The sequence below is a fragment of the Aliagarivorans marinus DSM 23064 genome, assembly GCF_000429485.1.
Classification (GTDB): domain Bacteria; phylum Pseudomonadota; class Gammaproteobacteria; order Enterobacterales; family Celerinatantimonadaceae; genus Aliagarivorans; species Aliagarivorans marinus.
The window spans coordinates 21386-46420 of the sequence record NZ_KE386908.1 but is presented as its reverse complement, the minus strand read 5'-3'; the positions used below and the strand labels follow the sequence as shown (position 1 = coordinate 46420).

Genomic DNA, 25035 nt, shown 5'->3' with positions numbered 1-25035 from the left:
GTAGGCTGAAGCAACCTCAGTTCAGGAGTGCTTTCAGTGACCACCGACTTCGGCGCCATCATTACTCGCTTTCGCTCTGCAGAGCATCTTGCTGAATTTATGCAAACTAAGCTCAGCTATGCCTCTGCAGAGCAACGCGAACAAAGCAAAGCACATGGTTGCCAGTGGAAACAGCCACAGCAAACCTACCGGGATGGATACGGTTTTTGCTATGACTTGGCGAGCTTTGCGCTGGCGGCCCTTGCGCACTCGAATATCGCGTCAGCCAAGCTGTTGATGGTGGCATGGGATGAGTGGGGAGCGCGGCGTAACACCAGCCATGTCACCTGCTTTTATCCGGTGTCGACAATGCGCTTTATGTGTTTCGATAATGGCAAGTTGTATGGTCCAATGGACCAAGCGCAGCTCATGCTGCAAGCATCCAGAGGGCAGGCTATCCAGTATTATCGGGTGTTCGATGCCCATGAGATCCCTTATCGAACACCCTTCAATGAGCTGGGCGCGTTATTGCGGGCAGCTAACCCAGCTACTGGCCTAACATTCGTTTAGTCTTACGCGTCGCCACCGCGGTTGTCGGATCATCTGGCCAGGGATGCTTGGGGTAGCGCCCTTTCATCTCTTTTTTCACCTCTTGATAGGCATTTTGCCAAAAGCTGGCGAGATCTTGAGTGAGCTGTAAGGGGCGGCCGGCAGGCGAGAGCAGCTCCAAGGTGAGCTTCACCTTGTTGCCGAGCATTGGTGAACCGGGCTCACCGAACATCTCTTGCAGTTTGACCGCCATCACCGGCGCTTGCCCTTCGCTGTAGCGGATCGCTACTTTGCGCCCTGATGGGGCTTGGTAGTGGGTCGGTGCCAAGCTGGCTAACTGCTGCTGTTGCTCCCAGCTCAAGCGCTGACTGAGCAGCGCCTGCCAATCAAGTTTTTGTAGCTGGCCCCAGCTGCGGCAGCTATCCAAGTAGGGCAGTAGCCACTCATCCAGCTCCTCGAACAGACTTTGCTGATCCAGTCCCGGCCAATCGTTGCGCTCAAACCATTGCTCGGCACAGCGCGCGCGTACCAGCCAGGCTTGCGCGGCTTCATTGAGTGGCAGCCAGGCAAGGCCTTTTTGCGCCAGCACCTCGCGCCAGCCTTCGATTAAGGCTTCACCACTTGGCTGAGCCGCCACTTCTTGCTTGAGGATCAGATCGCCCAGACACCAGCAACGCAGCGCCTGAATCCGATGGCTCTCACTCGACCACTGGCAGCGTTGTTGCCAGCTAAAACGCTCCGGTTGGAGCCTTTCCAGCTCAGTAATATCCAAGGCAGCGCCCAGCGCTAACTGGCCTTGGGCCTGCCCTTCTCGCCAGAACAAGTTAGCAACCACTATGTAGTGTTCTCGGGCTAAGCGATGCTGGCCATCAACACTAACACCAAAGCCCGCGGCCAGAGTGTAAGCGCCCTGACTGCGCTTAGTGGCGATGCGATCCGGGAAGGCTTGCGCCAATAGTAAGCCATCCCATTTGTCAGCATCTGCGCTAGTAACACGTTTGGCCAGCTTGAATCGTCTAGTTAAGCGCTCCAGCAGCTGCGAATAACGCTGCCGCGCCGCACCTTGCAGTGCTCGCTGGGCATGCTCAGGGCTCAATGCATCGCGCGGCAGTGCGCCACTTTCCAGCAGTGCCGCCAGCTCGCAGGCGCGGGCTAACACCTCCTCGCCCAAACGTTCCTGCCAAGAACGAGCTTGCAGCAGCATCGCGCCAATACGCGGGCTCATGCCCAGCTCGCTGACTTGCTGGCCAAGCTTGGTCAGTTGCTTATCCTTGGCCAGTCCCAGCATCTCCAATAGCGCATAACCTTGCGCCAACAAGGCCTTGGGCGGCACATCTAACCAGCTTAGCTCGCTGGCCTGAGCGCCCCATTGGGCTAAGTTGAGGCACAGATCGCTTAAGTCGCTGCGCAAGATCTCGGCTTCGCTGGCGAAGGGGCGGTGGTTGAGCGCCTCTTCGCTGTAGAGGTGGTAGCAACGCCCGGCCTGCAAACGCCCAGCACGACCAGCTCGTTGAATCGCAGATGAGCGGCAGACCATGCGAGTTTGCAAGCGGGTGGTAGCAGAAGCGGGATGAAACGACGCCTGACGCTCCAAACCGCTATCAATCACACAGCTAATCCCCTCGATGGTGAGCGAGGTTTCCGCCACATTGGTGGCCAGCACTATCTTGCGTTTGCCTTGCGGTGGAGGCGCGATGGCAGCTTGCTGCTGCTCCAGCTTGAGCTGGCCATACAGCGGATGCACCTCAAACTCGCGACCCAAGCGCTCACTCAAGCGCTGTTCTAGTTGGCGGATCTCTCCCGCGCCGGGAAGAAACACCAATACGTTACCACTCTCCCGCTCGCAAGTTTGCAGGCAAAACTGCGCCAGTTTATCCAGCCACTCGCGGTCGCGCGGCAGATTATGGTAGTGGTGCTCAATGGGATAACTGCGCCCTTCGCTAATCAGCTGTTTGGCCTGAGGTAGCAAGGCTTGCAGCGGCTCGAGATCGAGGGTCGCTGACATCAATACCAGACACAAATCCGGGCGGTAGGCTTGCTGCACCTCAAGGCTCAGCGCTAGTCCTAAGTCGGCCTGCAGGCTGCGCTCATGGAACTCATCGAAGATCAGCATCGCCATCCCGCTTAGCTCCGGGTCACTCTGCAGCTTGCGGTTAAGCACCCCTTCGGTGACGATCAGCAGCTTGGTCTGCGCGCAAGCCTTGGTCTCCCCGCGCATCTGATAACCGACCTGCTTACCCACCGGCTCACCGAGCTGACTGGCCAGATAACTGGCGATATTGCGCGCAGCCAAGCGGCGCGGCTCCAGCATAACGATCTGGCCATCAAGCTTGGCTTGGCGCAGCAGCATCAGCGGCAGTGCAGTAGACTTACCGGCCCCCGGCGGGGCACCAATAATCAGCTGGGCTTCATCGGGTTGCTCGGCGAGGTATGACAGCAGCTCAGGAAAAATCTGCTCAATCGGTAGGGTGCTCAACAAAGATCTCTTAGACTAAATAGACACGCAGGCTAGTCTACCGAAACATGTCACAGGCAACCAGCAAGGCTATACGCTCTAATGCGCATAACATATCGCAGCGGCAGCGCGTCTTCTTCGCACTCAGCCCCGAGCGAGAACTGCGCGATGCCATTGAACGGCAAGCCGCCGCGCTGTATCAGCAGTGCGCAGCATCAAAGTCAGAGGCGGCACCGCACGCCAAGCTTATCCCGGCGCGTAATTTTCACCTGACCTTGGGGTTTTACCCCGCGGCCTCTTTGCCCGAGCTGGAGCAACTGATGCAGTTAGCAGCCAACGTGCAAGTGTCGCGCTTCCAGCTCACATTAGATCAGCTGGGCTGTTTTGAGAAAGCCGGCATCGCCTGGCTGGGCTGCAGTGAGGTACCAAAGGAGCTAACAGCGCTGGGGCAAGTGCTGCGCCCCACAGAGCCTCACCCCTTTGTGCCCCACATCAGCTTGCTGCGCCGCTTTAATGGTTCGCTGTCGCGCAACGTGCAAGGCCTTAGCTGGTCGGTGAGTAGCTTCGAGCTGTATCGCTCACAGCGCAACAGCCACGGCTCGGTCTATCAGCGACTAGCCAGCTGGCCGCTAGTTGGGTAGCCTACTGACCATCAAAAAAACACTGATGCGATATGCCAAACGATGCAACTAGAGCTACACACCGCAACCTTACTTAAACGCTACAAGCGCTTTTTGGCCGATGTGGTCGACTCGCAAGGCCAAGAGTTCACCCTACACTGCCCGAATACCGGCGCGATGACCGGCTGCGCCGAGGCAGGTAACACCGTCTACTACAGCCTCTCGGATAACCCCAAGCGCAAATATCCCGGCACCTGGGAGCTAAGTCAGGGCGAGCATATGATTTGCGTGAACACCGTGCGCGCCAATCAGTTAGTGGGAGAAGCTTTGGAGCAAGGTGTCATCAGCGAGCTTAGCGGCTATCAGCAGATCCGCGCCGAGGTGCGCTATGGCGAGGAAAACAGTCGCATCGATTTCTTGCTGAGTGAGGGCGAGCAGGCCGACTGCTATATCGAGGTAAAAAGCTGCACGCTATTGGATGAGAGCTTCGGCGAGGGGGCGGGCTTCTTCCCCGATGCGGTGTCAACCCGGGGCCAAAAACACCTGCGTGAGTTGATGCAAATGAAACATCAAGGCTACCGAGCAGTCTTGCTGTTTGCGGTGATGCATAGCGGCATCCGGCAGGTCAGCCCAGCGGCGCATATCGATGCCAAGTACGCCGAGCTACTGGCTCAAGCGGTAGACGCTGGTGTTGAGGTTTACGCCTATGCCGCGAGCTTTGCACTGCCCGAGTTGAGCATCGAGCAGCGCTTGCCAGTGAAACTAGACTCAGCCGATAGCTAACTGGTCACCGGCGCCATTACGCTGTCGATATGGGCCAGGTGGTTGAGTACTTCGTTGCCGAGATCGGTCAGGTAACCGCCATCATCGCGGGTACACAGGCCTTTGTCGAACAGGCCTTTGGCGGCAGCAACCATCTCCGGCGCGGCATCGCTGCTCACCTTGATACCGGTTTGCTGGCTGCTGGCGTCGAATTTAAGCAGCAGGTTAAGTTCGTTCAGTACATCTTTAGAGAAGGGCATAAGGGGATCTCCGAAACTAAGCCTGCATTCAGAGTAAACCGCCCTGACCCACTTGCAAGTGACAAAGCCAGGTTCTGTTAAGCCCTGCGGCTTTGCGCTTTTTTTGCTCAGGATTTGCGCGGCAATTGTTCGGTTAACTAAGCAAAGGCTGTGCTTCGTCGCCGTGGGTTTGCAGCGATGGACGCAATTGCAAGCGTCGCCCTTGGTTTAGATAGGTGGTGCAGGCGACCCGCAGCAGCGAGCTAAAGTTGCCCATCTTGCCGTCTTTGGCCAATACCTCACGGTAGATGCGGGTGATAAACACCGCCAAGCTCAGATCGGCATCTTCGGCAATCTCTTCTAGTAACTGCCAAAAGATCGCCTCCAATCGAATACTGGTGACCACGCCATCGACGCGGATGGAGCGGCTCTTTAGCTCAAATAGTTCGGGCTCGGTCCCGGAGTAGATCTCACACATAGCGCAGCCTTACTTGGCGACAAACCGATGTCTAAGCATGCCGCCAAGTCCTGTTAAGTACCCTACAACTTTAGTCGAGCAGCTGATTAAACTGGGCCAACCAGGCTGGATGAGCCGGCCAGGCCGGCGCGGTGACTAACTTGCCATCGGTGACCGCTTGGTCGATGGCAATGTCTGCGTAGTCGCCCCCTGCGGCAGTCACCTCTGGGGCGCAGGCGGGATAGGCGGATACGCGCTTACCTTCCACCAACCCTGCAGCAGTTAGCAACTGCGCGCCATGGCAGATAGCGGCGATGGGCTTATCGGCCTTAGCAAAGTACTGCAACCACTCCAGCACCTCGGCGTTTAGCCGCAGATACTCCGGCGCACGGCCGCCGGGGATTAGCAGCGCATCAAACTCCGCTACTTGAATATCGGCAAAGCCGGCATTCAAGGTGAAGTTATGGCCGGGCTTTTCGGTGTAGGTTTGGTCGCCCTCAAAATCGTGGATTGCCGTGCGGATCTGCTCGCCGGCTTGCTTGTCAGGGCATACTGCGGATACCTCGTGCCCCATCGCTTGTAGCGCCTGAAACGGCACCATCAACTCATAGTCTTCAACAAAGTCGCCTGCAATGATCAGTACCTTAGCCATTAGGTTCTCCTTAACAAGTGCGTAACATCACACTCACTGTAAACCTCCCGGTTACGGGGTCGGTAGTAGTGGACTACTACATCGAAGACTGGCTACACAGCTCAAGGGTATCTATTTGATTTTACAGAAGATGCTTACGCTCCAGTTTACCAAGTTGTGAGCCCGATCACCGCGTACGCGAACATAGTCGCTCAGCCATTCGATGGATCGGCTTGCCAAACAGCAGCATAAAGCTGAAGGCGATCGGCCAGGCAACCAGATAGGCCTGAGCCCAACGCGCGACAAAATCGCTATCTAACCCGGTATTCACCCAGGTTACTACTCCAGTCATCAGCGTCACCATCAGCAATGACGTTAGTAACGGTGATATCAACCTTAGCCAAGTGGCTGGAAACATCCTTATTCTCCCTCTTGTTCGCTGTCGTCACAGCACCAACAAAATCGTTAATCTGTTATCAGTGTTAATAAAACCTTAGTGCCAAATCGTTACACTAACTCGATAGGCCTTACAATGGGCCAACAATAACTAATACAGCATTTAAAGTGCTTCAATGCAGGAGAGTTAGCAAATGGAATTGGACAGTAGCGACAAACTTAGCCACACCACCCGCGGTCTACATTGGCTGATCGCCTTAACGATTATCGCCCTTTGGGGTGTCGGCTGGTATATGGCCACCAATAAGGTCTATCCACTCTATAGCTGGCATAAGTCCTTCGGCATCTTGGTGGTGCTGTTTGCCGTGGTCCGGGTCGGCTGGCGGATAAAGAACGGTTGGCCCAGCGCGCTCCCCAGCCACCAGCAGTGGGAACGCGCACTGTCTAAGCTGGTTCACTGGTTGCTGATTATCTCTACCCTATTGATGCCACTCTCGGGCATGCTGATGTCGGCGATGGGAGGGCACGGCTTGCAGTTGTTTGGCCTTGAGCTGTTCCCCCACAACCCAATGCCCGACAACCCGCAGCGCAATATGCCCATCAACAAGGAGCTGGCCGAACTGTTCCACAGCGTACATGGTATCGCCGCCAAGGTATTGCTGGTGAGCTTAGTACTGCATGTGGCCGGTGCGCTCAAGCATCATGTCATCGATAAAGATCGTACCTTGAAGCGGATGCTCGGGCGTTAGCGTCATTCAAGGGAGGCCTCCCTCCCTTAGCTTCCTCACGGCGTTCTTGCTGTGTAAGTGATAGGCAGATTTAGGTGAGTTTATTAAGCACAGCCAAATAGTTACCATCATCTTCGGTGCGCAGTACATCGCACTCAAAGCCCTGCTGATCGGCCAGCTCGGCCAAGGTGCTATAGTCCACATCCAACCACGGCACCGGCTCGCTGCACTGGCCGCCATACTCAAAGCTCATCTGACGGATCTGCGGCTGGCGCTCCGGCCCCAGATAGGAGTTCAGCACTACCAAGCCATTCTCATTGAGGTTGATATAGGCCAGCTGCAGCAGCCGCTGTAGCCCCACCAAGGAGCCTGCCAGACCGACGCTGCGGCCCAGCATCAGCCAGGTATCGAAATTGTGCGGCAGGGACTGCTTGAAGATATCGCCGCGGATAATCGAGTTTACTCCGCGCAAGCGCATAATGGCGCAGGCCGCGCCAGAGGCATCCAGCGCACTAACCTCCAAGCCTTGGCGTTGCAGGTGCAGAGCGTGCAAGCCTACCCCGGCCCCCACATCCAACACCCTGCCACGGCACAGGGTGAGCGCGACTTCGTCTATTGGATAGTGTTCAGCATCACGAAAAAACAGCGATACCGGCAACGACTCTGTGGCTTGTCCTTGGGTATGAACATCAATACACGCTTGCTTATCGCCCAGATAAAAGGCCTGCAGGGCTTCACCGAGTATCTCTTGCGCAGTGCTCATTGCTCACTCCTGTAATACCAATCAGAACAAGTATCTGGTCATCTTTGCTGGTTAAAATCTTTGCTGACAGCGTCAGCGCTTTTGTAATTAGCCCACTAGTTACGGCAAGCCCTTCCTTGTCCTCAAAGATTTTCCCTGCGCAACATCTGAACATCTACTTATTCGGATTGGTATAGTCAATGCTATTCGTCGTTGAGTTGATCCAGTATCTCCAGAGCATCGCGCCGTAAACGCGCCAAGCCCATGGTGAGTTTTTCCGTTTGTTCAGCGGGCGCATCAGCAAAGCTGGCCCACTCGCTACCACGCATCCGACAGCGGCTAGCCAGCTTGCCCAGGCCAAGATCATCCAACTCGAAGCTAAGTGCGGTCCACTGCTCAGCCAAGGCCAGTTGCTGCTCCATCAAATCGTCACCATGCTGATCTAGATGCTGCAGGTAGATTTGAGTTTTCTGCGCTGCTACCACCACTTGGCGCAAGGCGTTTAAGGACTGCTGGCGCCGCGCAAGCTTGGCTCGCCGCAGATTGTTGACCCACGAGATCGCATGTTTTCCGAGCTCCCACAGCGAAATGGTGGTGACCATCTCAATCACTTACGCCGCTCCCAACTTCGAAAAGCCACCCGTTATGCATCTCTACCACACCCAGCAACTTGAAAAGATATCCATATAAGACAACAGCTTAGCAGGTGCGGGTAGATGACTAAAGCCACCGACAAGCGCAAGCGGCAGAACTCGGCGACAGCTCACTGTTTACACAATTCTATTTTTACGAACTCTTTTGGCTAATTAATGCGATTTTCTTTCGATTTTACTAAGTCTAGCCTTACAGCATCGACGCTCTTAATCATCAACAGAGCTTAGCGATTAACTAAAAAGGAGAATCACCATGACTGTTCGCCCGATTGTTTCCAGCAAGGCATCCCACGCCACTCGTGATGGTGATGGCGTTAAGATCCAACGCATCGCCGGTTTTCATCAGCATCTTATGGACCCATTCTTGATGCTTGATGAACTGAAAGCCGACGAATCAAAAGACTACATAGGCGGCTTTCCTCCGCACCCTCACCGCGGCATCGAAACCCTCACCTATATGCTGCATGGCCACTTCCGCCATCAGGATCACCTCGGTAACGTTGGTGAGCTGCGCGACGGCGGCGCCCAATGGATGAGTGCCGGACGTGGGATCATCCACTCGGAGCTGCCCATCGCCACCGACGGCGCAATGCATGGCTTTCAGCTGTGGATCAATCTGCCGGCAGCGAAGAAGATGCAAGCGGCAGACTACCGAGACTTCCAGCCCGAAACGATTCCCAATATCGCGCTAAGTGAGAACCTACAAGCCAAGCTGATTGCTGGCTCACTCGCCGGGCAACAAGGGCCATTGGAGAACCCAGCCGTATCGATGCTGCTAGCCAATATTCACGGCGAGGGCGCACTCGCATTGCCGGTAAATGCCAGCTTTAAGGCGATGGCGTATATCTATCAGGGTCAGGTAAGCCATGAAGGCGTCAGCTACTCGCGGGGCAACATGCTGTTTTTCGGTGAAGGGGATGAGATTAACCTCGACCTTGAAAACGCCGGCCTACTGCTGCTCGCCGGAGAGCCGATTGCCGAACCGGTGGTTCACTGGGGACCGTTTGTGATGAATACCCAACAAGAGATCGATCAGGCGATTGCAGACTATCAAAATGGCACGATAACTTGAGTTAGCCATCGTAGCGTTTCAATTACACAACAACAGCATTCAAATAAAAAGGAAACAAGATAATAACAGTTAGTTATCAAAGGAAAACGTATTCATTTATCAATGAGCTATACGATCGGATAGACAAAAGATAAATAAAACAAAAATACGACTTAATATTTTTATTAAAAGGTAAAATAACCATTGACTAACTCAACAAGTTAACAGGAGAATGCCATTAAACTAATACGTTAAATAACCAAACTATCACGGATGAAGTTTGTAATAATCATTTTAATTTCGCTCACAACTTTGGTGGCGAAGGCTAATGAAAACGACCTTATAACGCTTACTGGTTACGGTGCAACAAAGCAAGACGCATTACTAGATGCCAAGTCACAGCTAGCTTCCCAGTATTTGTCAGAAGTTTCTGTCACGACCCGCTCTCATCTTAGCTCCAAAGATGGGAGCAGTCAGCGAAGCTTCGAGCAAAGCGGTTATTCTCAATCTAGAAAAATCCCCATCCCTCATCTCGAAGAGCGCTCGGTATCCTGCCAAAACTCTGAGAGCTGCATCATCGAGTACGCTTTATCTAAAAGCATTTGGATCAGCTATTTAGAAGATCTAGTAGAGAAGGAACAGCAACAAGCAAAGACCTTGCTAACCAGCCTGCGTGACACGAGGCTCACATGGCTAGATATCTCCAACCTGCAACACGCTCAAAAAAAACTAGAACGAAGTGATATCAGCATCTCCTTGCTCAAAGTCTTGCAGAACAATCCGCTGGAATTATCGAAAACAAACCGATTATTGGAGATCGAAATAGCAGAACTAGTGAGAAGCGTGAGATTTAATATTTCACATGATAGCAAACCGATCTCATCAAAGGCATCGTCAGCATTCCAGTCAAGCATTAACTCAGGAAACCCGGCAGATTACTTCATTCATTTCAGCAGTCGTGAAAGCAGAGGTAAATCTGGCTCTAAATATGTAGCCAAATCGATCGTTACAGTAAAAGTATTTAGCTCATCGGCGCTTACCACACCTGTATTTACTAAGGACTACTCAGGTGTTGGAAGGTCTCCGATAAGTTATCAAGAAGCGGTATCAACCGCAGAACAAAGCACTATCAACCTGCTCATCAGGGATCTAATTGAAAAGGACTATCAATATGACCAAGAATAAATTGGCAATTGCTGTGTTAGCCTCCGCTTTTGCCTTTGGCTGCGCTTCTACCTCAACCGAGGAACAGGCAAACTTGGATCGGGAAACAACCAAACTACAACTGGTAGAACGCTGTGACGAAATCGATGGTCACTTAGCCCATGTCTCCTACGCCATCGACAAAGTATCCAACATGTTTAAGTCAACCCAAGAGCGGCAGTGTAAAGTACTGGATGAATACCGCGTTCTAGCGAGCGAATATGCTGATGTAGTGGGCTTTTTGGACGTAAACGCGGGGCTCAACGATGAAGAGCTACGCTTGGCAATTGCCGAGTTTGACCAAGATAAACCGGAAGAAGAGCACATCGGCCCCAAAGTGGCAGCCTATCAAGCTGCTGGCGATCATATTTTTCAGGCCAACATTGAACTCACCGCTCAAATTGCCTTAGATGTTGCCGAGCTGGGGATTGTCGCTGCAAACAACGCTACTGACCTTGCTGTTGAAACCGGCATAGGTACCGTCACGTCTTTGTTCAAATCTGATGACGAAAAATCGCCACTAATGCAAGCCTGGGATGATATGAACTTCCGCAAAGAGCTCATCACTGATGCCAATACCCTGATTGCCAGCGACAAAGCAACCATCGACCAGCTAAAAGAGCTGGACCAACATATCGCGGGGGTTAGCCAGTAATGAAGCTAACCAAACTATTTGGCCTTACAGCCGCAGCCTTAAGTTTGGCAGCGTGTCAAAGTACCCCACAGCCGAGTCAAACTACCGAGCTGAAATCCAGCAGCGGCGCCGACTCAAAGGTTATCGTGGGCAAGTCCGCTTACAACTTCGAAGACAAAGATATCGAAGTCCCAGCCTACTTTAACACCCAGGGTTTGCAGTTCTGTAGCTATGAAAGCATCGAAACTGACTCGCGCTGCCCACTGGCAAAGAAGACCATTCGCATCTTCTTTGGCGATGTAAACACCAGCTTAAGTGACCAAGTACAATCCTCTAGCAAAGTGTTTGAGCAAATGCATAACAGCATTGGCAGCTTCAACTCGCAAGCATTGAACAACGTACTGGAAACTCAGTTTGCCGGGGTAAACCGCTTCCGTATTCTGGCGAGTGATACCAGCAGTATCTCTGAGATGCTGAAGGTCATCATGGAACAAGAAGGCGCAGACTCCGTTGCCAACAAACTGTCGACCAAGTCGGCCGTGAGCACCGACTACGTGATGAAGGTGGATGTCATCAAAACCGGTGACATGCTGTTTGGCTCCAAACAGTCGCTGTTCCAAACCTCGCTGGATTTAACTGCAGGGATTATCGACCCCTACACTTCTGAGCGCTTGAGCTACCCCAACGTGGGCAAGATCCGGGTCTCCAACTTTGACGTTCGTGACAAAGGTGACTTCACCACTGTCATTGCCAACGGCAACTACTATCGAGGCTTCAATTACACCAGCGAAGCAGATGTAGGTTCGGTACTCAACGAAATGGCCTCTCGCAGCTTTGACATCATGCTGTCGCGCCTGTTGACCGAGATGCCCGCAACAGCCCAAGTACTGGGTATCAAAGACGACCGAATCAGCCTGGATCGCGGCCAGAATGCTGGGATCCTACCAAACGAAACCATGGTGGTATTTGAGTACAGCGCTGGTTTTGTCGAGCCAGTTGGTGTTGCCAAGGTCAACCCTAGCGCCCAAAGCGCCCAAGGTCAGATCATTCGCTGGAAGAAGGCAAAAACAGCGGACTCAATCAAACAAGACGCTAAGGATAGCATCTACCGCCCCAACGGCGATCGTAAGCTGTTTGCGGTCAGTGTTGGCGTACCAGCTGAATACTTGAAGGAACGAAGCGTATGGGACGACCGCGGCTAACCGTGCTGCTAATGGTGGGTGCATGTGCACTCACCGCAACCAAGCACAGCCACGCCTTAAGTCTGATTGAGGTCATGGGACAACCAGCTCTGGCCCAAGAAGGCTGTAGCTATGGGCGTGGTAAGCAAACTATCGAGTCTGCGAAAGCTGAAGCTGCTCAGCGCTTAGTGGAGATGATGAATCCCGCAACGATTCAACAGCTCAGTAAAACCGACCAAGCGTTGATCGACAGCCAGTTCACGGAGCAGGAATTCGCCAGCTTTGTCGATGCAGTCAACACCCGCCGAGTGGCTGTTGATTTTCAGCAGCCTTACCTGCAAGGCGATGATACCTGTGTGGTTGCAGCGGTAGCGCTCGCGCCTCCCCCTTCTTCCGATGACATCGGCGATATTGCTTGGGAGCAAGGTAGCAGTATCACCATTCAAGTTACCGGTGAAGGAGCGGCAGATTCAACCCGTCAGCTAAGCGCCCGACAAGCTGCTGAAATGGACGCATTTGCTCGCGCGATAAGCCAGGTATTAGGGGTGGCGATCAGCTCTGGTTACTTGGAGCAAAGCTACACCCATTTACTGGCTCAGGATGATAGCGATAGCACCTCTATGGTCGACATCGCCCGCCGTTCGCTGAGTTCACATTCGCGCGGTTACATCTCCTCGTGGAACGAGATCGCGGTGCAAAGTATGGAGGATGGTCGAGTACAAGTGGTGCTTAACGTTACCGTCGAACAAGAAAAGGTGGTGACCGAGCTCAGCCAAATCTTAGATCAGCTGCAACATCCCAAAGTCTTTGTGGCCAGCGAGATACCCAGCGTGCGTGAAGCGGTTATCCAAGCGTTGATCGCTAAGGATGTTCGCACCACGCCACAACGCGCCGGGTCAACCTTTGTGGTCGCCATTGAAGAGACTATCCGCAAGGTTCAAGGTGGCAAACAGCTGGAAGTTCGCCTGAAAGTGATCGACAAAACCGGTGAAATATATGCCCAGTGGAACAACGATCCTAGCTTGGTCACGCTTCCTGGCAGCGATGACAGCGCAGAGAACCTGGCCAAGATCCACTTTGCCAATGAACTGAACCGTCACGAGCTAAACCAAGCGCTAAACACCGCAATCAAAAATGTGCTAGCCCGAGGTGGCGCTGTACATCAAATCAAACTGAGCGAAAAAGCCGCCGGCGATCAAGTGCAATTGATCAACCTAGTAAAAGCTATTCCAGGTGTCAGCGAGGTGCGTTTCGAAATCAGCGGGGAGGAGCGACACCTCTACTTGCGCTATCTGCGTGATGCCGCCCATCTCGCTCAGTATCTTAAGCCAACGCTGATGATTCACCACCCTGACTATCAGCCTTCCATTCAGATCGTCAGCGACTCATCGCTGGACATTCGATAGCTTATCAAGGACGACCTATGAAGTATCATTCTCCCCTTTCAGCTCTGTTTGCGTTAGCGGTATTGCCGTTAAGCGTTCAGGCAAATTTTGATCTCAACGACTTAGTACCTGCTACCAGCGAACAAGGCCAAGCCTTGGTAAGCAACGAGCTAGAGCCGGTAGACGGCGTGATTTTCGCTGACTCAGAGCCACAAGCCGTTGCAACCGCCCACCAAATGCTACTGCAAGAACAAGCCGATGGTATTCAGATGATCTCGGTCGGCTCTGGCATCGGCATCTTGTCAATTGGCTCTGCCGACTACAAAGCCTTTGATAACCGTAACGCTACGCTGCTTTCCAAGCGCAAAGCCTACATTCAGGCCTTTGAGATTGCTAAGAAGCAGTTTGTTGAAAACATGCAGGGAATGAACAACGCCTGTACCACGGCAATTAGCGAGAGCGTCGACGTTATCGACACGGCGACCGAATCGGTGGCCAATGTCACCAGCGACATGGTTGATGCGTGTTTGGAATCCGTACAAGGCTCTTTGGCAGGCTATGTCACCTTCGATGTGTTTGATGACATGGATGCACAACGGGTCAGCGTCAGCTTGATTTCGACGCCGAAAACCCGTCAACAAACCAAGCGTCAGCTCGGTTGCTTAACCGTGAGCACCGACCCCAATGAGATCTTCAAACACATCATTGACGACCTGCAAAGTGGCGTAATGCCCCCGGTTGGCGCCAAAGTCATTACCCATCCAGAAACCAATGAAACCTACGTGTTAGGCTTCGGTTCGTCGATTATCCGCCACAATCGTAACAAGACCGTCCAACGCAAACTGGAAGGCGCCGCCATCAATCAATCCCAAGCCAAGGCGCGCAGCGCGCTGCTGGCAACCATGCAGGGTGAGGAGATCTACTGGCAAGGCGGCTTTTCTGAGACCTTGCAAGAGGCCAATGAGCAGTTCGAGTATGTGCCTGAGGCGCCCGGTCCAGACAACGTCGTGGTGTTGGAGCAAGATCGCAGCACCTTCGTCAACCAGCTGAAGATGACCGACAGCTACAAGTCCATTTCAGCGGGCCAACTACCTGCAGGGGTTTCAACCAAGTCTTTCCAGAGCCACGACGGCGACTGGATGCTAACCGTCGCGGTCTACTCGCCGTCGCTTGAAGCGGTAGCAGTAAAAGCTCGTCAAGAGAACGACCAACGCACAGCCACACACAGCCCAAGTAGCAGCAAACATAAACTCAGTGTGCATGGTGGGGAGTCAGAGCAAAACAACTCCAGCCAAGGGCCAAGTGGTCAGGTAAGTAGCGCCAATGATCTCTAAGTGGTCATTGCTGTTAGGACTGGCCTGTTGGCCAGCCCTAGCCAGCCAATCATGGCAGTTCGGAGACACCCAGTATCAAGTAACGGGAGAGCAGCCCGTTCAAGTCACTATTAGCGCATCAAAGGGCTTGAATGATGCTCAGCTGCAACGGCTGTGTAGACGGGGCTTAGGTTTGCCCTTGCGCGCCAAGTACGAATCTCAGTTGCTCGAACAAGCTCGGATAGAAAAACCTCTCAGCAGTTGGCCGATTGCAGGACTCAGTTATCAGACGCAATCCCTGCGCTTCAAAAAGCACGGACCGGGCAGTGCCAGCTGCTCTGCAATGGTTAGTGAGCAAAACCCGGAACAGAATCTTGCATTAACGTCGCTACATTACGGCTACCATTACCATCGCCAACAGCAAGCCGACGCCTTGGTCGCAGCCTTGCGCCTACCGCTCAGTCACAGCTACACCGCCAATGATGCCGCTGCCCTGGTGTTACTGATGTTGCAAGCCAGCCAGCCCGAACAAGCCGATAGCTACTACCAACAATACGTGGCCAATAAGCCACTACTCAATCAAGGCTTGTACTTGGAAATTGCTCGCTGGCAAGCCGAGTCTTCGCGTGAGGATGATGCCCAAGCCACCTTAGCCCAATGCAGCTTGGCCGAGTGTGATAACTACTCAGTTGAACTACAGCTTCTTCAAGTCCAGCGGGATCAAGACTCCGTCAGCGACCTAGGCGCATACTTTTCCATCGAGAGAGAGTAACCATGAAGCACCTTTTCCCTTTGATAACGCTACTTTTACTCGCTCCCCAAAACGCTAGCGCCGATCCTTTTGCCGAGCTAGACCAAGCGGTAGAACAGCTCACCCAGCCCGATACTGAAGAGTTTTCCCTCTGGTACTATCAACGAATGCAGGAGTTCTCGCAGTGGCAAGAACAGCACCTCGCAGAATGGGATGCCTACCGAGCAGAAGCAATGCGACAATGGGGCGATACCCATATTGAACAGCCCGACACACTGGTATCTGTCTCCGAACAAGGTGATGTAAAAACCACGGTGGATCTGGAGCAGCAGCAGATTGTGGTGCGTTTTGTTCAAGTGGCTCCCGAAAACGAACCATCGCCCGATGCAACGCCTAATGTAACGCCCGACTCACCACAAACACCCACGCAGCCTACAACTGACGGCGTAGTTGAGGTCAACAGCATTCGACAAGCTCACACGCCGCATCAACAGGTTATCGAAAAGGTTAATCAAGCCCTGCAAGCCAACCAGCAACTCTGGCAACAACTGCATTTCACCCCGCCCGCTGTGACGTTGGAAACAAAGCAGGTCACCATTCAACCGGAGGTACTGCCCACCGCAGAGCTGCAGAAAGTTCACCAGTTGATCGACCAACAAAGCCAACAGCAACTAAGCCAGTTAGATATCCAAGTCGAACATGCGCCAGCAGAGGTCAATCAAGACTTTCGTGATCGCTTAGTCGCCGAACAGCAACAACGTATTATGGCCACGCGAGAGCAACGAAAACAGCAAGCAACCAGAGATTTCGCCAGTGCCAGAAAAGAATGGCAGGAACAACCCAAGCAGGTCGTTGAATATCGGGTAGCCATCCCCTCCGGCTCTATGGGCAAGCTAGCAGCAGCGTACCGAGAGCCGGTGGAGCGACACAGCCAAGAATTGCAGCTTCCGGCAGCTCTGGTGATGGCAATCATGCATACCGAATCCCACTTTAACCCTCAGGCTAAATCACATATTCCCGCCTACGGGCTGATGCAAGTGGTGCCGAGTAGTGCTGGCCGGGATGTAAATCGTTTGTTCCACCAGCGCGATAAATCGATGTCGCCACACCAGCTCTATGACCCCGAGTTCAATATCCATACCGGCATCGCTTATCTCAGTATTCTGCAAACGCGCTACCTAAAAGGGATCAACAACCCCCAGAGCTCGGAGTACGCCATTATCGCTGCCTATAACACCGGCGCAGGCAATGTGGCCAAGGCCTTCAATACGCGCTCAACCAGTAAAGCGGTTGCAGCCATTAACCAGCTAACACCTGAGCAGGTCTATCAGCAGCTACTTGCCAACCTCCCTTATCCGGAGACCCAGAACTACCTGAAGAAAGTGACCTCTCGTAAGCGTCTTTATCAGCAATAACCAGGAATTACCCTCGAGGAAGAGACTATGAAAATCAGCACTATCACAAAACCCAGCGTTATCATGCTGAGCCTGCTGCTTGGGGCATGTGCAAGCCAACAGAATGCTCGCTATGGCGAGGTAGAAACTCAAGCCCAGCTGCCACCTTGGGTGCTAACGCCGTCAGCTGCTAATGGCTTGGCTGCGTCAGACTGCATTGTCAGCTCTGGAGACTTCGGCATCGATCGCAATCATGCAATCGCCCAAGCGAGAAGCTCGCTTGCGCAAAGCATTGAAATGAAGGCCGATGTGCTGGAAAAAACCTACCAGAAAAGCCAAAATGCGGCGGGCATCTCCACCACAGGCACCAGCTTTGAACAAATTGCTCGCAATGTAACCTCGGTCACCTTGAGTAACACCCAAGTTGAGCAACTGGCAATGGTTAAAATCGAGGATGTCAGCCACGTATGCGCGCTGGTAACCCTACCAGCCAACCAGCGTGATAGTTTGTTCGATGACATAGTAAGCCAGAGCGGACGCGAGTTGGATCCGACCGACCAAAAATCGCTATATCGTGAGTTCACTACCCAGAAAACCACTGAGCAGCTGGAAACGCAACTGCGAGAATACAACTAGTCCTAGTCGGCGCTTCTTGCCCGCTTGGAGCCAAGAAGCGCAGTTTTTTGCTTACAGATTAGGCTTGACTACGCTGTGACCTCCGCGCAAACTAACCGAATGAACATTCGGTATACAGATAAACGCCAGCGCATTCTCGATGCTACGATGGAACTCATCGCCGAGAATGGCCTGCATAACACCCCCATGTCACAGGTGTCCAAGCACTCCGGTGTATCGGCTGGGGCGATCTATCATCACTTTCCCAGCAAGGAAGTGCTGATTAATCAGCTCTACCTGCTAGAAAAACAGCGGGTGATGGATGCCACCTTTGGCGAGCTCGATAACACACTCGACTACCGCCAGCAGTTCTATCAGCTACTGGAGCTGACCTATGGCTACTTTATCCGTTACCCGCAGAAGCTCTCGTTGATGGAGCAGTGCGCCAACTCACCGCTGATCAGCGAAGATACCTTGAAAGCCAAGCTCAACTACGAGCAGATTGCAGCGCAGTTTATCTTACGCGGCATCGAGCAAGGCCAGCTAAAAGATCTCAACTTGGCGCTACTAATGTCGCTGCTGTTCAGTCAGATTGTCGCCTTGGTGAAGCTGCCTAGCGTGGGACAGCCAGTGACTGAGCAGCTCAAGCAGCAGGCCTTTGACTGCTGTTGGGATAGCGTCAGCGCCTAGATTACTTTGCAGCCAACCGCCCTGCGCGGTTGGTTTTATCTACCCGACAAACAGAACGAACGTTCGATTTATACGATAAAGAGGCGCCAATAGGATGCTAAAAAAACTACTTATTCCCCTAGGCTTGGCGGTATTTGCCATCAGCGCCTGTGTCAGCAAGGAGCCGACAGCCAGCCACAACTTGCCGATGATCGATCATGGCAAGCCCGGCGCTCGCTACCAAGACGGCAAGTTCCACAACGACGGCTTCGAGATGCGCTTTGAGTTTGCCACCATGTACCGAGCCATGCGTTCGGCCCGGCATGAGGCCTCAACCCCCGACCACTCCCTGCCGATCCAGCCGCTGGATAGCGACGCGCTACAGAGTGTTAACCCAGAGCGGGTTTATCGCCTTGGCCACTCCACGGTATTGATGCAACTGGGCGAACAATGGCTGATCACCGATCCGGTGTTCTCCGAGCGCGCCTCGCCAACTCAATGGCTTGGGCCAAAGCGTTTCGAACAAACCCCGATTGAGATCGAGCAACTGCCGCAGCTGCGGGCGGTGATCATCTCGCACAATCACTACGACCACCTAGACAAGCGCAGCATCGTAAAGCTGAAAAATCGCGCCGACTACTTTGTAGTACCGCTAAAACTCGGCGCGCTGCTACGGCGCTGGGGTGTGGCCGACGAGAAGATTGTCGAATTAGACTGGTGGCAAGGCGTCGAACTTGGCGAGCTTACGATTAGCGCTACTCCGGCTCAGCACTATGCCAACCGCGGGCTAATGGATCGCAACAAAACCCTGTGGGCTAGCTATGTGATTGAAAGCCCCACCAGCCGGATATTCTTCAGCGGTGACAGCGGCTACTTCGACGGCTTTGAAGCGATTGGTCGTCACTTTGGTGGCTTTGATATGGCACTGCTGGAAGTGGGGGCCTATAACGAGCTATGGCGCGATATCCATATGCTGCCGGAAGATGCTATGCAAGCGCACCTCGACTTGCAAGCCAAGGTACTGGTACCGATCCACAACGCCACCTTCGATCTCGGGCGTCACGCCTGGTGGGAACCCTTCGAGGCGATGGAGCAGTTAGCCGCGCAGCATGCTACCGAAGTCAGATTGCCGATGTTCGGCGAGGCAGTAGCCATCCACCAACCAGAAGAGTACCTCGCTTGGTGGAAGGCCTATCTGCCTGAGTTCGAGCGCGCCCAGCCAATGGATGTATACGCAGAATAAACACCGAATACGAGAGTAAAACAATGAGCAATTTCAGCAATCAACAGCAGGGCCTGCGCCTGCTGCTTATTGGCGCAAGCGGCATGGTCGGTGGTGAGGTACTGAAGCTGGCTTTGCAAGCCTCTGGGCTTGCAAAGGTAACCGCGATTGTGCGCCGCCGCTTGCCCATCGAGCATCCAAAACTTGAGCAGGTTGTCCATCAAGACCACCGCGATTTCTCGGCACTCAACGCTGTGCTAGCAGAGCAAGACAGCTGCATCTATTGCTTGGGCGCTTACACCGGTGCGCTGCCCGCCGAGCAGTTTCGCCAAGTCAACGTCGATCTTCCTGAGGCACTCGCCCGAGCCTTGTACTCAGCCAACCCCAGCGCCCTGTTCCATCTATTGAGCGGCATGGGCGCTGATCGCAGCGAAAAGAGCCGGGTGCAGTTTGCCCGCGACAAAGGCTGTATCGAGAACCGCTTGTTGGCACTGTTTGGTGACAAGTTCTCCAGCTATAGACCGGGCTACATCTACCCGGTTGAGCCACGCATTGAGCCCAACTTCAGCTATCGCCTGTTTCGCTGGCTCTATCCTGCCATGAGCAAACTGTCCGACAGCATCGGGATCCGATCGACGCAACTGGCACAGGTGATGCTCAACCGAGCCATCGCTCAGTCGGTTGGAGACACCTTAGAGAACAAACAGATGCTGGCCCTGCTTAAGTAAACAGCGCAGATAGCAGGAAGCGCTTGTCGCAACCAGCTAACACCTTTCAACCTCCGCCGGCACTCTGCTGATCACACCTTGCTGGCCCGCACCACATAGCGCAGCTCACCGCCCCAAGACGCGCTGGAGAAGGGGTAGCAGGTGATTAGTGTGAGCAAGGACTCATCACTCTGCTCAGCCCAAATAGTGTCGTACTGATTCACCACATACAGGCCGCTGACCCGGTAGCGCAGCTCATTGCCTTGGGCGTCTTGCAGCAGCAGCTGCTGGCCGCGTTCGAGCTGGTCGAGATTGGCAAAATGAGTGTCGTTATGGCCAAAGATCACCACATTGCCCGGCTCGCCCGGCGCAGAGGTGGACTGCTGTAAGGTAGGACCAAACGCCAGATTGCGACCGTTGGCCCCACTTAGCACCAACAAAGGTTTGTTGCTGCCGGGCAGGTTTAACTTCGCCACCGGATGGGTATCGGCCCACGACCAAGGCTTGTGCCAATTGCCCGTTGCCAGTTGCTGACGCCAGGCATCATTGATCAGCCACTGGGCGAGCTGGGCCTTGAGTTGGATGTAAGCACCTTGGCCCAACAAACCGATACCGGAGAGCAGCAGGATCACCGCAAGGGTACGTGTCACAGGGCAGTCCATCACAAGCTCTCCCGGTTAGCACCGCGTCCGCTTAGCCCTTTACTAGCTAACCCCTTTCCAGCCAGCCCCTTGCTAGCTAACCACAGCCGCCAAGCCAGCAGGCAGAGGATCACACCGGCGAGAACCTGAGTCCGGCTGCCTAGCCCGGTTTGTAGCAGCTTGGCTGAGTTCATGTTCCAGCCCGCAGGCATATGCGGCGCCACTTGCTCAAAGGCCAGCGGTGTATCGAGTGGTCGGCTGGGGGTTTTATCCACCGCGATTAAGCTGGTGTGGTCGGTCACCAAGTGGAAATCTAAGCCCAGCTGTTGGATCTGCTGGCGCTTTTGCTCGCGCTCCAGCTCCCCATCTAGTTTGATACTGGCGATCTGCTCTCTGGCCCACTGCACCGCGATACCCTCGCCGCTTGCCGCTTGGACCAGCTCGATGCGATGCTGCCAAGGCTGGCTCAGCCCCTGTCCTTTAATCTCAAGCGCCGACACGTTTGCGGGCACCTTCACACTGACCAACAAGGGCTCACTTTGATAAAGATCCGGCAAGGGTCGTGGCCAGTAATCGGCCACCTGACGCGCGCCCTGCTCATCGAGCCAACTCACGCTGAGGGTGTGCATCACCGGCTGACTGAGCTTGGCGAACAGGCGCTGCATCTGGCGCTGCACCTCCGATTGCTGGGCGATAAAGGTATAGCTACCCTGCCCCACCCGCGCGGCCCGGCGCATAAAGTAACCATTGGGCGCAGTGCCAATACCCACCATAAACAGTCGACGCTGCTGCTTGTCACGTTCAATCATCGTAAATAGCCGCTGCTCGTTACCCACGCTACCGTCGGTGATAAACACCACCTGCTCTAAACGCTCGGGATCTTGCGGCTGGGCAAAGGTAAGGGCTAACGCGCTGGCAATCTCCGTGCCGCCATCGGCCTTGAGGCTGCGAACAAAGGCATGGGCCCTGGCCAGGTGTTTCTCGTCGGCGGGCATGGCCACCGAGCCAAAGCGCTTCGCCTGATGATTAAATACGATCAGGCTGAAGGTATCTTCGGACTTTAAGCGCGCCAAACCATCGAGCAGGGCCAAACGTGCTTGGCGCATCGACTCGCCGTGCATCGAGCCAGAGATATCCAGCACAAAGGTTAGATGGCGTGGCAAGGCCGCTTGAGAGACCGCCCCTTGCTGCTGAGGTTGCGGCGGCATAATCATCGCCAAAGCGAAATCTCCCTGTGGGTGCTGAGCCTCGCGAAACAGCGCTGCCCGCGGCGCAGCACTGGGCGTTGGCTGCCAACGCAGCACAAAGTCGCGATCGCTGATCGCGCTTTGTGCCAAGTTGACTTGATAACGGTTGTCGCTAAGCGCCTCTCGATTAATCGCAAAGTTGCTTTCGATACTTGCCAAAGGCAGCCCCATATCCAGCAGTACCGCGATTGAGAGTCCAAGCTCACTGGCATCATCGCGACGATAGAATGGGGTAATCAGCGGCGCATCGGGCACTTGGTCGGTGGCAATGCCCCAACCCAGTTCAGAGAACGCAGTGGAGTGGGAGGCCAGCACGGTTTTGCCAAAGGCGTTATGCGGGGTCGGCTCACTGGTAAGCTCTGCGTTGGCTTTAGCTTTGCTCTTTGATTCAGGGCTATCTTGCTGCTGGTTCCGGTCATGGCGTTGCGAAGCAGATGCTGGCGCGGCTGAGATTAACGGTACACCGGGGATGTAACGCGGCCCCACGGTGGAGGGAAAGCGCAGGCTAAACTCGCCATCGCGATAATCGAGCATCTGCTGGTACTCAATCTCCACCACCACCGTCTCACCCGGGGCGATATTCGCCACTTCGGTGGAGAAGATATTCGGGCGATGCTGTTCCACCAAGCTGGCTTTCTTGCCCTGCTGCTGGGCTTGAGTATATTGCTCGCGCGCCCGCTGCTTGGTTTGGATCTCCCCCTCGATAAAACGCTCGCCAATCCACAGCTTGAGGCGATCCACCGCCGCATTTGCTGGCAAGGGAAACACATAGCGTCCTTGCTGCCACTGGTTGCTGTCATTAACAAACTGCTGCTTGACCACCGCCCGGCTGAGCATCCCGCTCACCGTGATGTTCACATCGGTGCTAAGCTGCAGCGCCGCTTGGGAGCCACTATCACCACTTAGCACTAGGCCAAACGGCTGCCGATCCTGCCCGTGTGCATTTGCCTCGCCACGATAAGCCAACTCATCGGCAAACACCCGATAGCTGAAAAAGCCCACCGCCAATAAAAACACCAGCCAAACCAAACGCTGCCCCCATTTGGGCTTGTGCGCCGGCTTTGGCCAAGAACGCCGTTGTCGCCTGAACATGCCTGTACTCCTGTCATCACTTGATAACGCAAGTACACCAAAGCAAGCGGGCAATCAGGGGCAGGAAAGATGATCAATCACGACCAAATATGGCGAAATTCGGGCAGGCTTACCTGAATCGCAGTAATAGGCCAAAAACAGACTTTATTTGATAGTCAAGCGTAACTAGATTATCTAGTAAGCCAACCTGCTAGCGAGACAGCTATGACACTTCCTACGCTTCATCAGCTCATTACTCAGGGCGACCTTGACGGTTTCACCCAAGCCTTACAAGACGGTGCTGATCCCAACCAATTAGATAGCGTGATGGGCAATGCGCCCCTACATATAGCCGCCCAGCGCAGTGAAACTGCTTTTGTTAAAACGCTGTTGGAGCACGGCGCCTTTATCAACTTGCAAGTCCCCAAGCATGGAGTGACGCCGCTGATGGTGGCGGTATGGCATCGCAAACCTGCGGTGGTCGAATGCTTGTTGGCCGATAAGTACATCAACGTCGAGATCAGCTCGCACTTTGGCCTGAAGGCGCAACAGCTGATTGATTTTGGCGCCGCCGACGATGACCGGTTTGGCCAGCAGCAAGCCGAGCAGATCCGCGCCTTGTTCGAGCAACACCACAAGCAACAACTCAAACAGCAAGCGACGATGGAGGCCTTCAATATCGTGACCGCCGCATCCAGCAGCGATCAAGAGAAGGCTGCTCGCTTGCGCGCGCTAAGCCAGCAGCAAACCCTTAACGCAACCAGCCCGGTCACCAGCTCAGGTAACGATGAGCACACCGCGGTGATGGTGGCGGCGCGCGATGGTTTGGTTGCCAGCCTTCGCCAGCTAATGGACCTAGGTGGCGATCAGCAGATCCCTGATCACTATATGAAGGCCATACCACTCCACAAAGCCGCCTACAACGGCCATGCGGCGGTGATTGAGTTATTGGCGGACTACCCGGGCTTTCAGGAAACGTTGAACGCGCAAGGGCCCAATAATGGCTATACCCCGCTGCACGATGCTATCTGGCATGGACACCTCAAAGCGGCGCAAGCATTAATTGAAGCAGGAGCCGATATCGAACTACGCGCTTACGATGGCACCACGCCGCTGGAGCTGGCCAAACAATACCAGTATCAAGAGATTGCTGAGCTATTAGGCAGCAACAAGTAGGAAAGGCAATCACTGGCTAGATGCCAAGCACCAGCCAGTGTTCACCCATGCTTAGTTTTGTGCCAATTCAGCCTGTTCAATCTGGCTGCGGTTAAGGATCTCTAGCTCAGCCAACGCAGGATAAAGCGCAACAGCCTTCTGAAGATCTTGCTCAAAGTTATCGGAGCGCTCGACCACAAAGGTCCCGCTGGATGCACCAGCAACCTCCTGAGCGTTTGATGGTATAAGCGCTCCTGCTCGAGGTTGCTCCTCGGAGGTACGTTCAACAATCTGCGCGTTGAAGTGCCCGAAATAGTTGATGGTTCCCGGCTCCAAGCTCACTCTACGCGCAATCGGTAGCTTGAATGTGGCGTATAGAAGCACTGCATTGAAGGTCGCCACCACCTCAGAGATCAGGTAGTCACCCGGCGTCACTTCAAAGCTCAATAAATACTCTTTCTCGTGCAGTCGGACTTGGTGGGCCTCTTCGATTTTAAACATGACTCGATGAGTCTCATTTTTACGATGTGTGTGAACAGCAAAAAAGTCGGCTTTCGGCTGAAAGTGCTTTTTGTATTGGTTGGA

General features: G+C 54.0%; 27 protein-coding genes. 17 read left to right on the top strand and 10 right to left on the bottom strand.

The window, feature by feature from the left end; all coding sequences use genetic code 11:
• Window positions 1-36 precede the first annotated feature (36 nt).
• Window positions 37-549 carry a transglutaminase-like domain-containing protein gene (locus G461_RS0117795; protein WP_026972860.1) on the top strand — a complete coding sequence of 171 codons (513 nt, stop codon included), beginning with the start codon at window positions 37-39 and terminating at the stop codon, window positions 547-549.
• Here the strand turns inward: G461_RS0117795 and hrpB are convergent.
• Entirely contained in the window at window positions 527-3004 is a 2478-nt protein-coding gene (gene hrpB / locus G461_RS0117790) for an ATP-dependent helicase HrpB (protein ID WP_026972859.1), read from the bottom strand. The genes G461_RS0117795 and hrpB overlap by 23 nt on opposite strands.
• 47 nt (window positions 3005-3051) lie before the next feature.
• Between hrpB and thpR the strand changes: the two genes are divergently transcribed.
• Both thpR and sfsA read left to right on the top strand, forming a co-directional pair.
• Window positions 3052-3624, top strand: coding sequence for an RNA 2',3'-cyclic phosphodiesterase (thpR, locus tag G461_RS0117785; protein WP_026972858.1), 573 nt, complete (start codon window positions 3052-3054; stop codon window positions 3622-3624).
• A gap of 42 nt (window positions 3625-3666) precedes the next feature.
• The gene (gene sfsA / locus G461_RS0117780; protein ID WP_026972857.1) at window positions 3667-4386 is read left to right on the top strand and encodes a DNA/RNA nuclease SfsA; all 720 of its coding nucleotides are present in this window, start codon (window positions 3667-3669) and stop codon (window positions 4384-4386) included.
• Here the strand turns inward: sfsA and G461_RS0117775 are convergent.
• The 4 genes from G461_RS0117775 to G461_RS0117760 form a co-directional block, all read right to left on the bottom strand.
• A complete protein-coding gene (locus G461_RS0117775) occupies window positions 4383-4625 on the bottom strand; it encodes a TIGR02647 family protein (RefSeq protein WP_026958572.1) in 243 nt (80 codons plus the stop codon). The two genes, sfsA and G461_RS0117775, sit on opposite strands and share 4 nt — an antisense overlap.
• 133 nt (window positions 4626-4758) lie before the next feature.
• Window positions 4759-5082, bottom strand: a complete 324-nt coding sequence (locus G461_RS0117770) for a ribbon-helix-helix domain-containing protein (protein ID WP_026972856.1) — start codon at window positions 5080-5082, stop codon at window positions 4759-4761.
• Window positions 5083-5152: 70 nt separating this feature from the next.
• Complete coding sequence (locus tag G461_RS0117765; RefSeq protein WP_026972855.1) at window positions 5153-5713, bottom strand: DJ-1/PfpI family protein; 561 nt, start codon at window positions 5711-5713, stop codon at window positions 5153-5155.
• A gap of 166 nt (window positions 5714-5879) precedes the next feature.
• Window positions 5880-6110, bottom strand: a complete 231-nt coding sequence (locus tag G461_RS0117760; RefSeq protein WP_026972854.1) for a DUF2798 domain-containing protein — start codon at window positions 6108-6110, stop codon at window positions 5880-5882.
• A gap of 172 nt (window positions 6111-6282) precedes the next feature.
• Between G461_RS0117760 and G461_RS0117755 the strand changes: the two genes are divergently transcribed.
• Window positions 6283-6837: a cytochrome b gene (locus tag G461_RS0117755; protein WP_026972853.1), complete on the top strand. Its 555-nt coding sequence runs from the start codon at window positions 6283-6285 to the stop codon at window positions 6835-6837.
• A 70-nt stretch (window positions 6838-6907) separates the two neighbouring features.
• Here the strand turns inward: G461_RS0117755 and G461_RS0117750 are convergent, their stop codons facing one another.
• Together G461_RS0117750 and G461_RS0117745 are read right to left on the bottom strand one after the other, a co-directional pair.
• Complete coding sequence (locus G461_RS0117750; protein ID WP_026972852.1) at window positions 6908-7579, bottom strand: class I SAM-dependent methyltransferase; 672 nt, start codon at window positions 7577-7579, stop codon at window positions 6908-6910.
• Window positions 7580-7761: 182 nt separating this feature from the next.
• Complete coding sequence (locus G461_RS0117745; RefSeq protein ID WP_026972851.1) at window positions 7762-8169, bottom strand: hypothetical protein; 408 nt, start codon at window positions 8167-8169, stop codon at window positions 7762-7764.
• A gap of 295 nt (window positions 8170-8464) precedes the next feature.
• Between G461_RS0117745 and G461_RS0117740 the strand changes: the two genes are divergently transcribed.
• From G461_RS0117740 to G461_RS24685, 12 genes are all read left to right on the top strand, one after another.
• Entirely contained in the window at window positions 8465-9283 is an 819-nt protein-coding gene (locus tag G461_RS0117740; protein WP_026972850.1) for a pirin family protein, read from the top strand.
• 252 nt (window positions 9284-9535) lie between these two features.
• Entirely contained in the window at window positions 9536-10447 is a 912-nt protein-coding gene (locus G461_RS0117735; RefSeq protein ID WP_026972849.1) for a hypothetical protein, read from the top strand.
• Window positions 10434-11120, top strand: a complete 687-nt coding sequence (locus G461_RS0117730; protein ID WP_026972848.1) for a hypothetical protein — start codon at window positions 10434-10436, stop codon at window positions 11118-11120. Before G461_RS0117735 ends, G461_RS0117730 begins: the two co-directional genes overlap by 14 nt.
• Window positions 11120-12301 (top strand): hypothetical protein, encoded by a 1182-nt coding sequence (locus G461_RS0117725; RefSeq protein ID WP_026972847.1) that lies wholly within the window; start codon window positions 11120-11122, stop codon window positions 12299-12301. The genes G461_RS0117730 and G461_RS0117725 overlap by 1 nt, the downstream gene beginning before the upstream one ends.
• Entirely contained in the window at window positions 12283-13686 is a 1404-nt protein-coding gene (locus tag G461_RS0117720) for a hypothetical protein (RefSeq protein ID WP_026972846.1), read from the top strand. The genes G461_RS0117725 and G461_RS0117720 overlap by 19 nt, the downstream gene beginning before the upstream one ends.
• Before the next feature lie 17 nt (window positions 13687-13703).
• Entirely contained in the window at window positions 13704-14999 is a 1296-nt protein-coding gene (locus G461_RS0117715) for a hypothetical protein (RefSeq protein ID WP_026972845.1), read from the top strand.
• The gene (locus G461_RS0117710) at window positions 14989-15750 is read left to right on the top strand and encodes a hypothetical protein (protein ID WP_026972844.1); all 762 of its coding nucleotides are present in this window, start codon (window positions 14989-14991) and stop codon (window positions 15748-15750) included. The genes G461_RS0117715 and G461_RS0117710 overlap by 11 nt, the downstream gene beginning before the upstream one ends.
• A 2-nt stretch (window positions 15751-15752) precedes the next feature.
• Window positions 15753-17144 carry a transglycosylase SLT domain-containing protein gene (locus tag G461_RS0117705; RefSeq protein ID WP_026972843.1) on the top strand — a complete coding sequence of 464 codons (1392 nt, stop codon included), beginning with the start codon at window positions 15753-15755 and terminating at the stop codon, window positions 17142-17144.
• A gap of 27 nt (window positions 17145-17171) precedes the next feature.
• Window positions 17172-17759 carry a hypothetical protein gene (locus G461_RS0117700; protein ID WP_026972842.1) on the top strand — a complete coding sequence of 196 codons (588 nt, stop codon included), beginning with the start codon at window positions 17172-17174 and terminating at the stop codon, window positions 17757-17759.
• A gap of 99 nt (window positions 17760-17858) precedes the next feature.
• Complete coding sequence (locus G461_RS0117695; protein ID WP_026972841.1) at window positions 17859-18428, top strand: TetR/AcrR family transcriptional regulator; 570 nt, start codon at window positions 17859-17861, stop codon at window positions 18426-18428.
• A 94-nt stretch (window positions 18429-18522) separates the two neighbouring features.
• Window positions 18523-19650, top strand: coding sequence for an MBL fold metallo-hydrolase (locus G461_RS24690; protein ID WP_051333665.1), 1128 nt, complete (start codon window positions 18523-18525; stop codon window positions 19648-19650).
• 23 nt (window positions 19651-19673) lie between these two features.
• Complete coding sequence (locus G461_RS24685; protein ID WP_051333664.1) at window positions 19674-20357, top strand: NAD(P)H-binding protein; 684 nt, start codon at window positions 19674-19676, stop codon at window positions 20355-20357.
• Between the two features lie 71 nt (window positions 20358-20428).
• On the opposite strand, the gene G461_RS0117680 is transcribed toward G461_RS24685, so the two are convergent.
• A complete protein-coding gene (locus tag G461_RS0117680) occupies window positions 20429-20986 on the bottom strand; it encodes a class GN sortase (protein WP_245587194.1) in 558 nt (185 codons plus the stop codon).
• A gap of 11 nt (window positions 20987-20997) precedes the next feature.
• Entirely contained in the window at window positions 20998-23316 is a 2319-nt protein-coding gene (locus G461_RS24680; protein ID WP_051333663.1) for a marine proteobacterial sortase target protein, read from the bottom strand.
• A gap of 204 nt (window positions 23317-23520) precedes the next feature.
• Here G461_RS24680 and G461_RS0117670 point away from each other — a divergent pair, with 204 nt between their 5' ends.
• Complete coding sequence (locus G461_RS0117670) at window positions 23521-24471, top strand: ankyrin repeat domain-containing protein (RefSeq protein ID WP_026972839.1); 951 nt, start codon at window positions 23521-23523, stop codon at window positions 24469-24471.
• 51 nt (window positions 24472-24522) lie between these two features.
• On the opposite strand, the gene G461_RS25660 is transcribed toward G461_RS0117670, so the two are convergent.
• Entirely contained in the window at window positions 24523-24951 is a 429-nt protein-coding gene (locus G461_RS25660; protein ID WP_157360359.1) for a hypothetical protein, read from the bottom strand.
• Window positions 24952-25035: the final 84 nt, after the last annotated feature.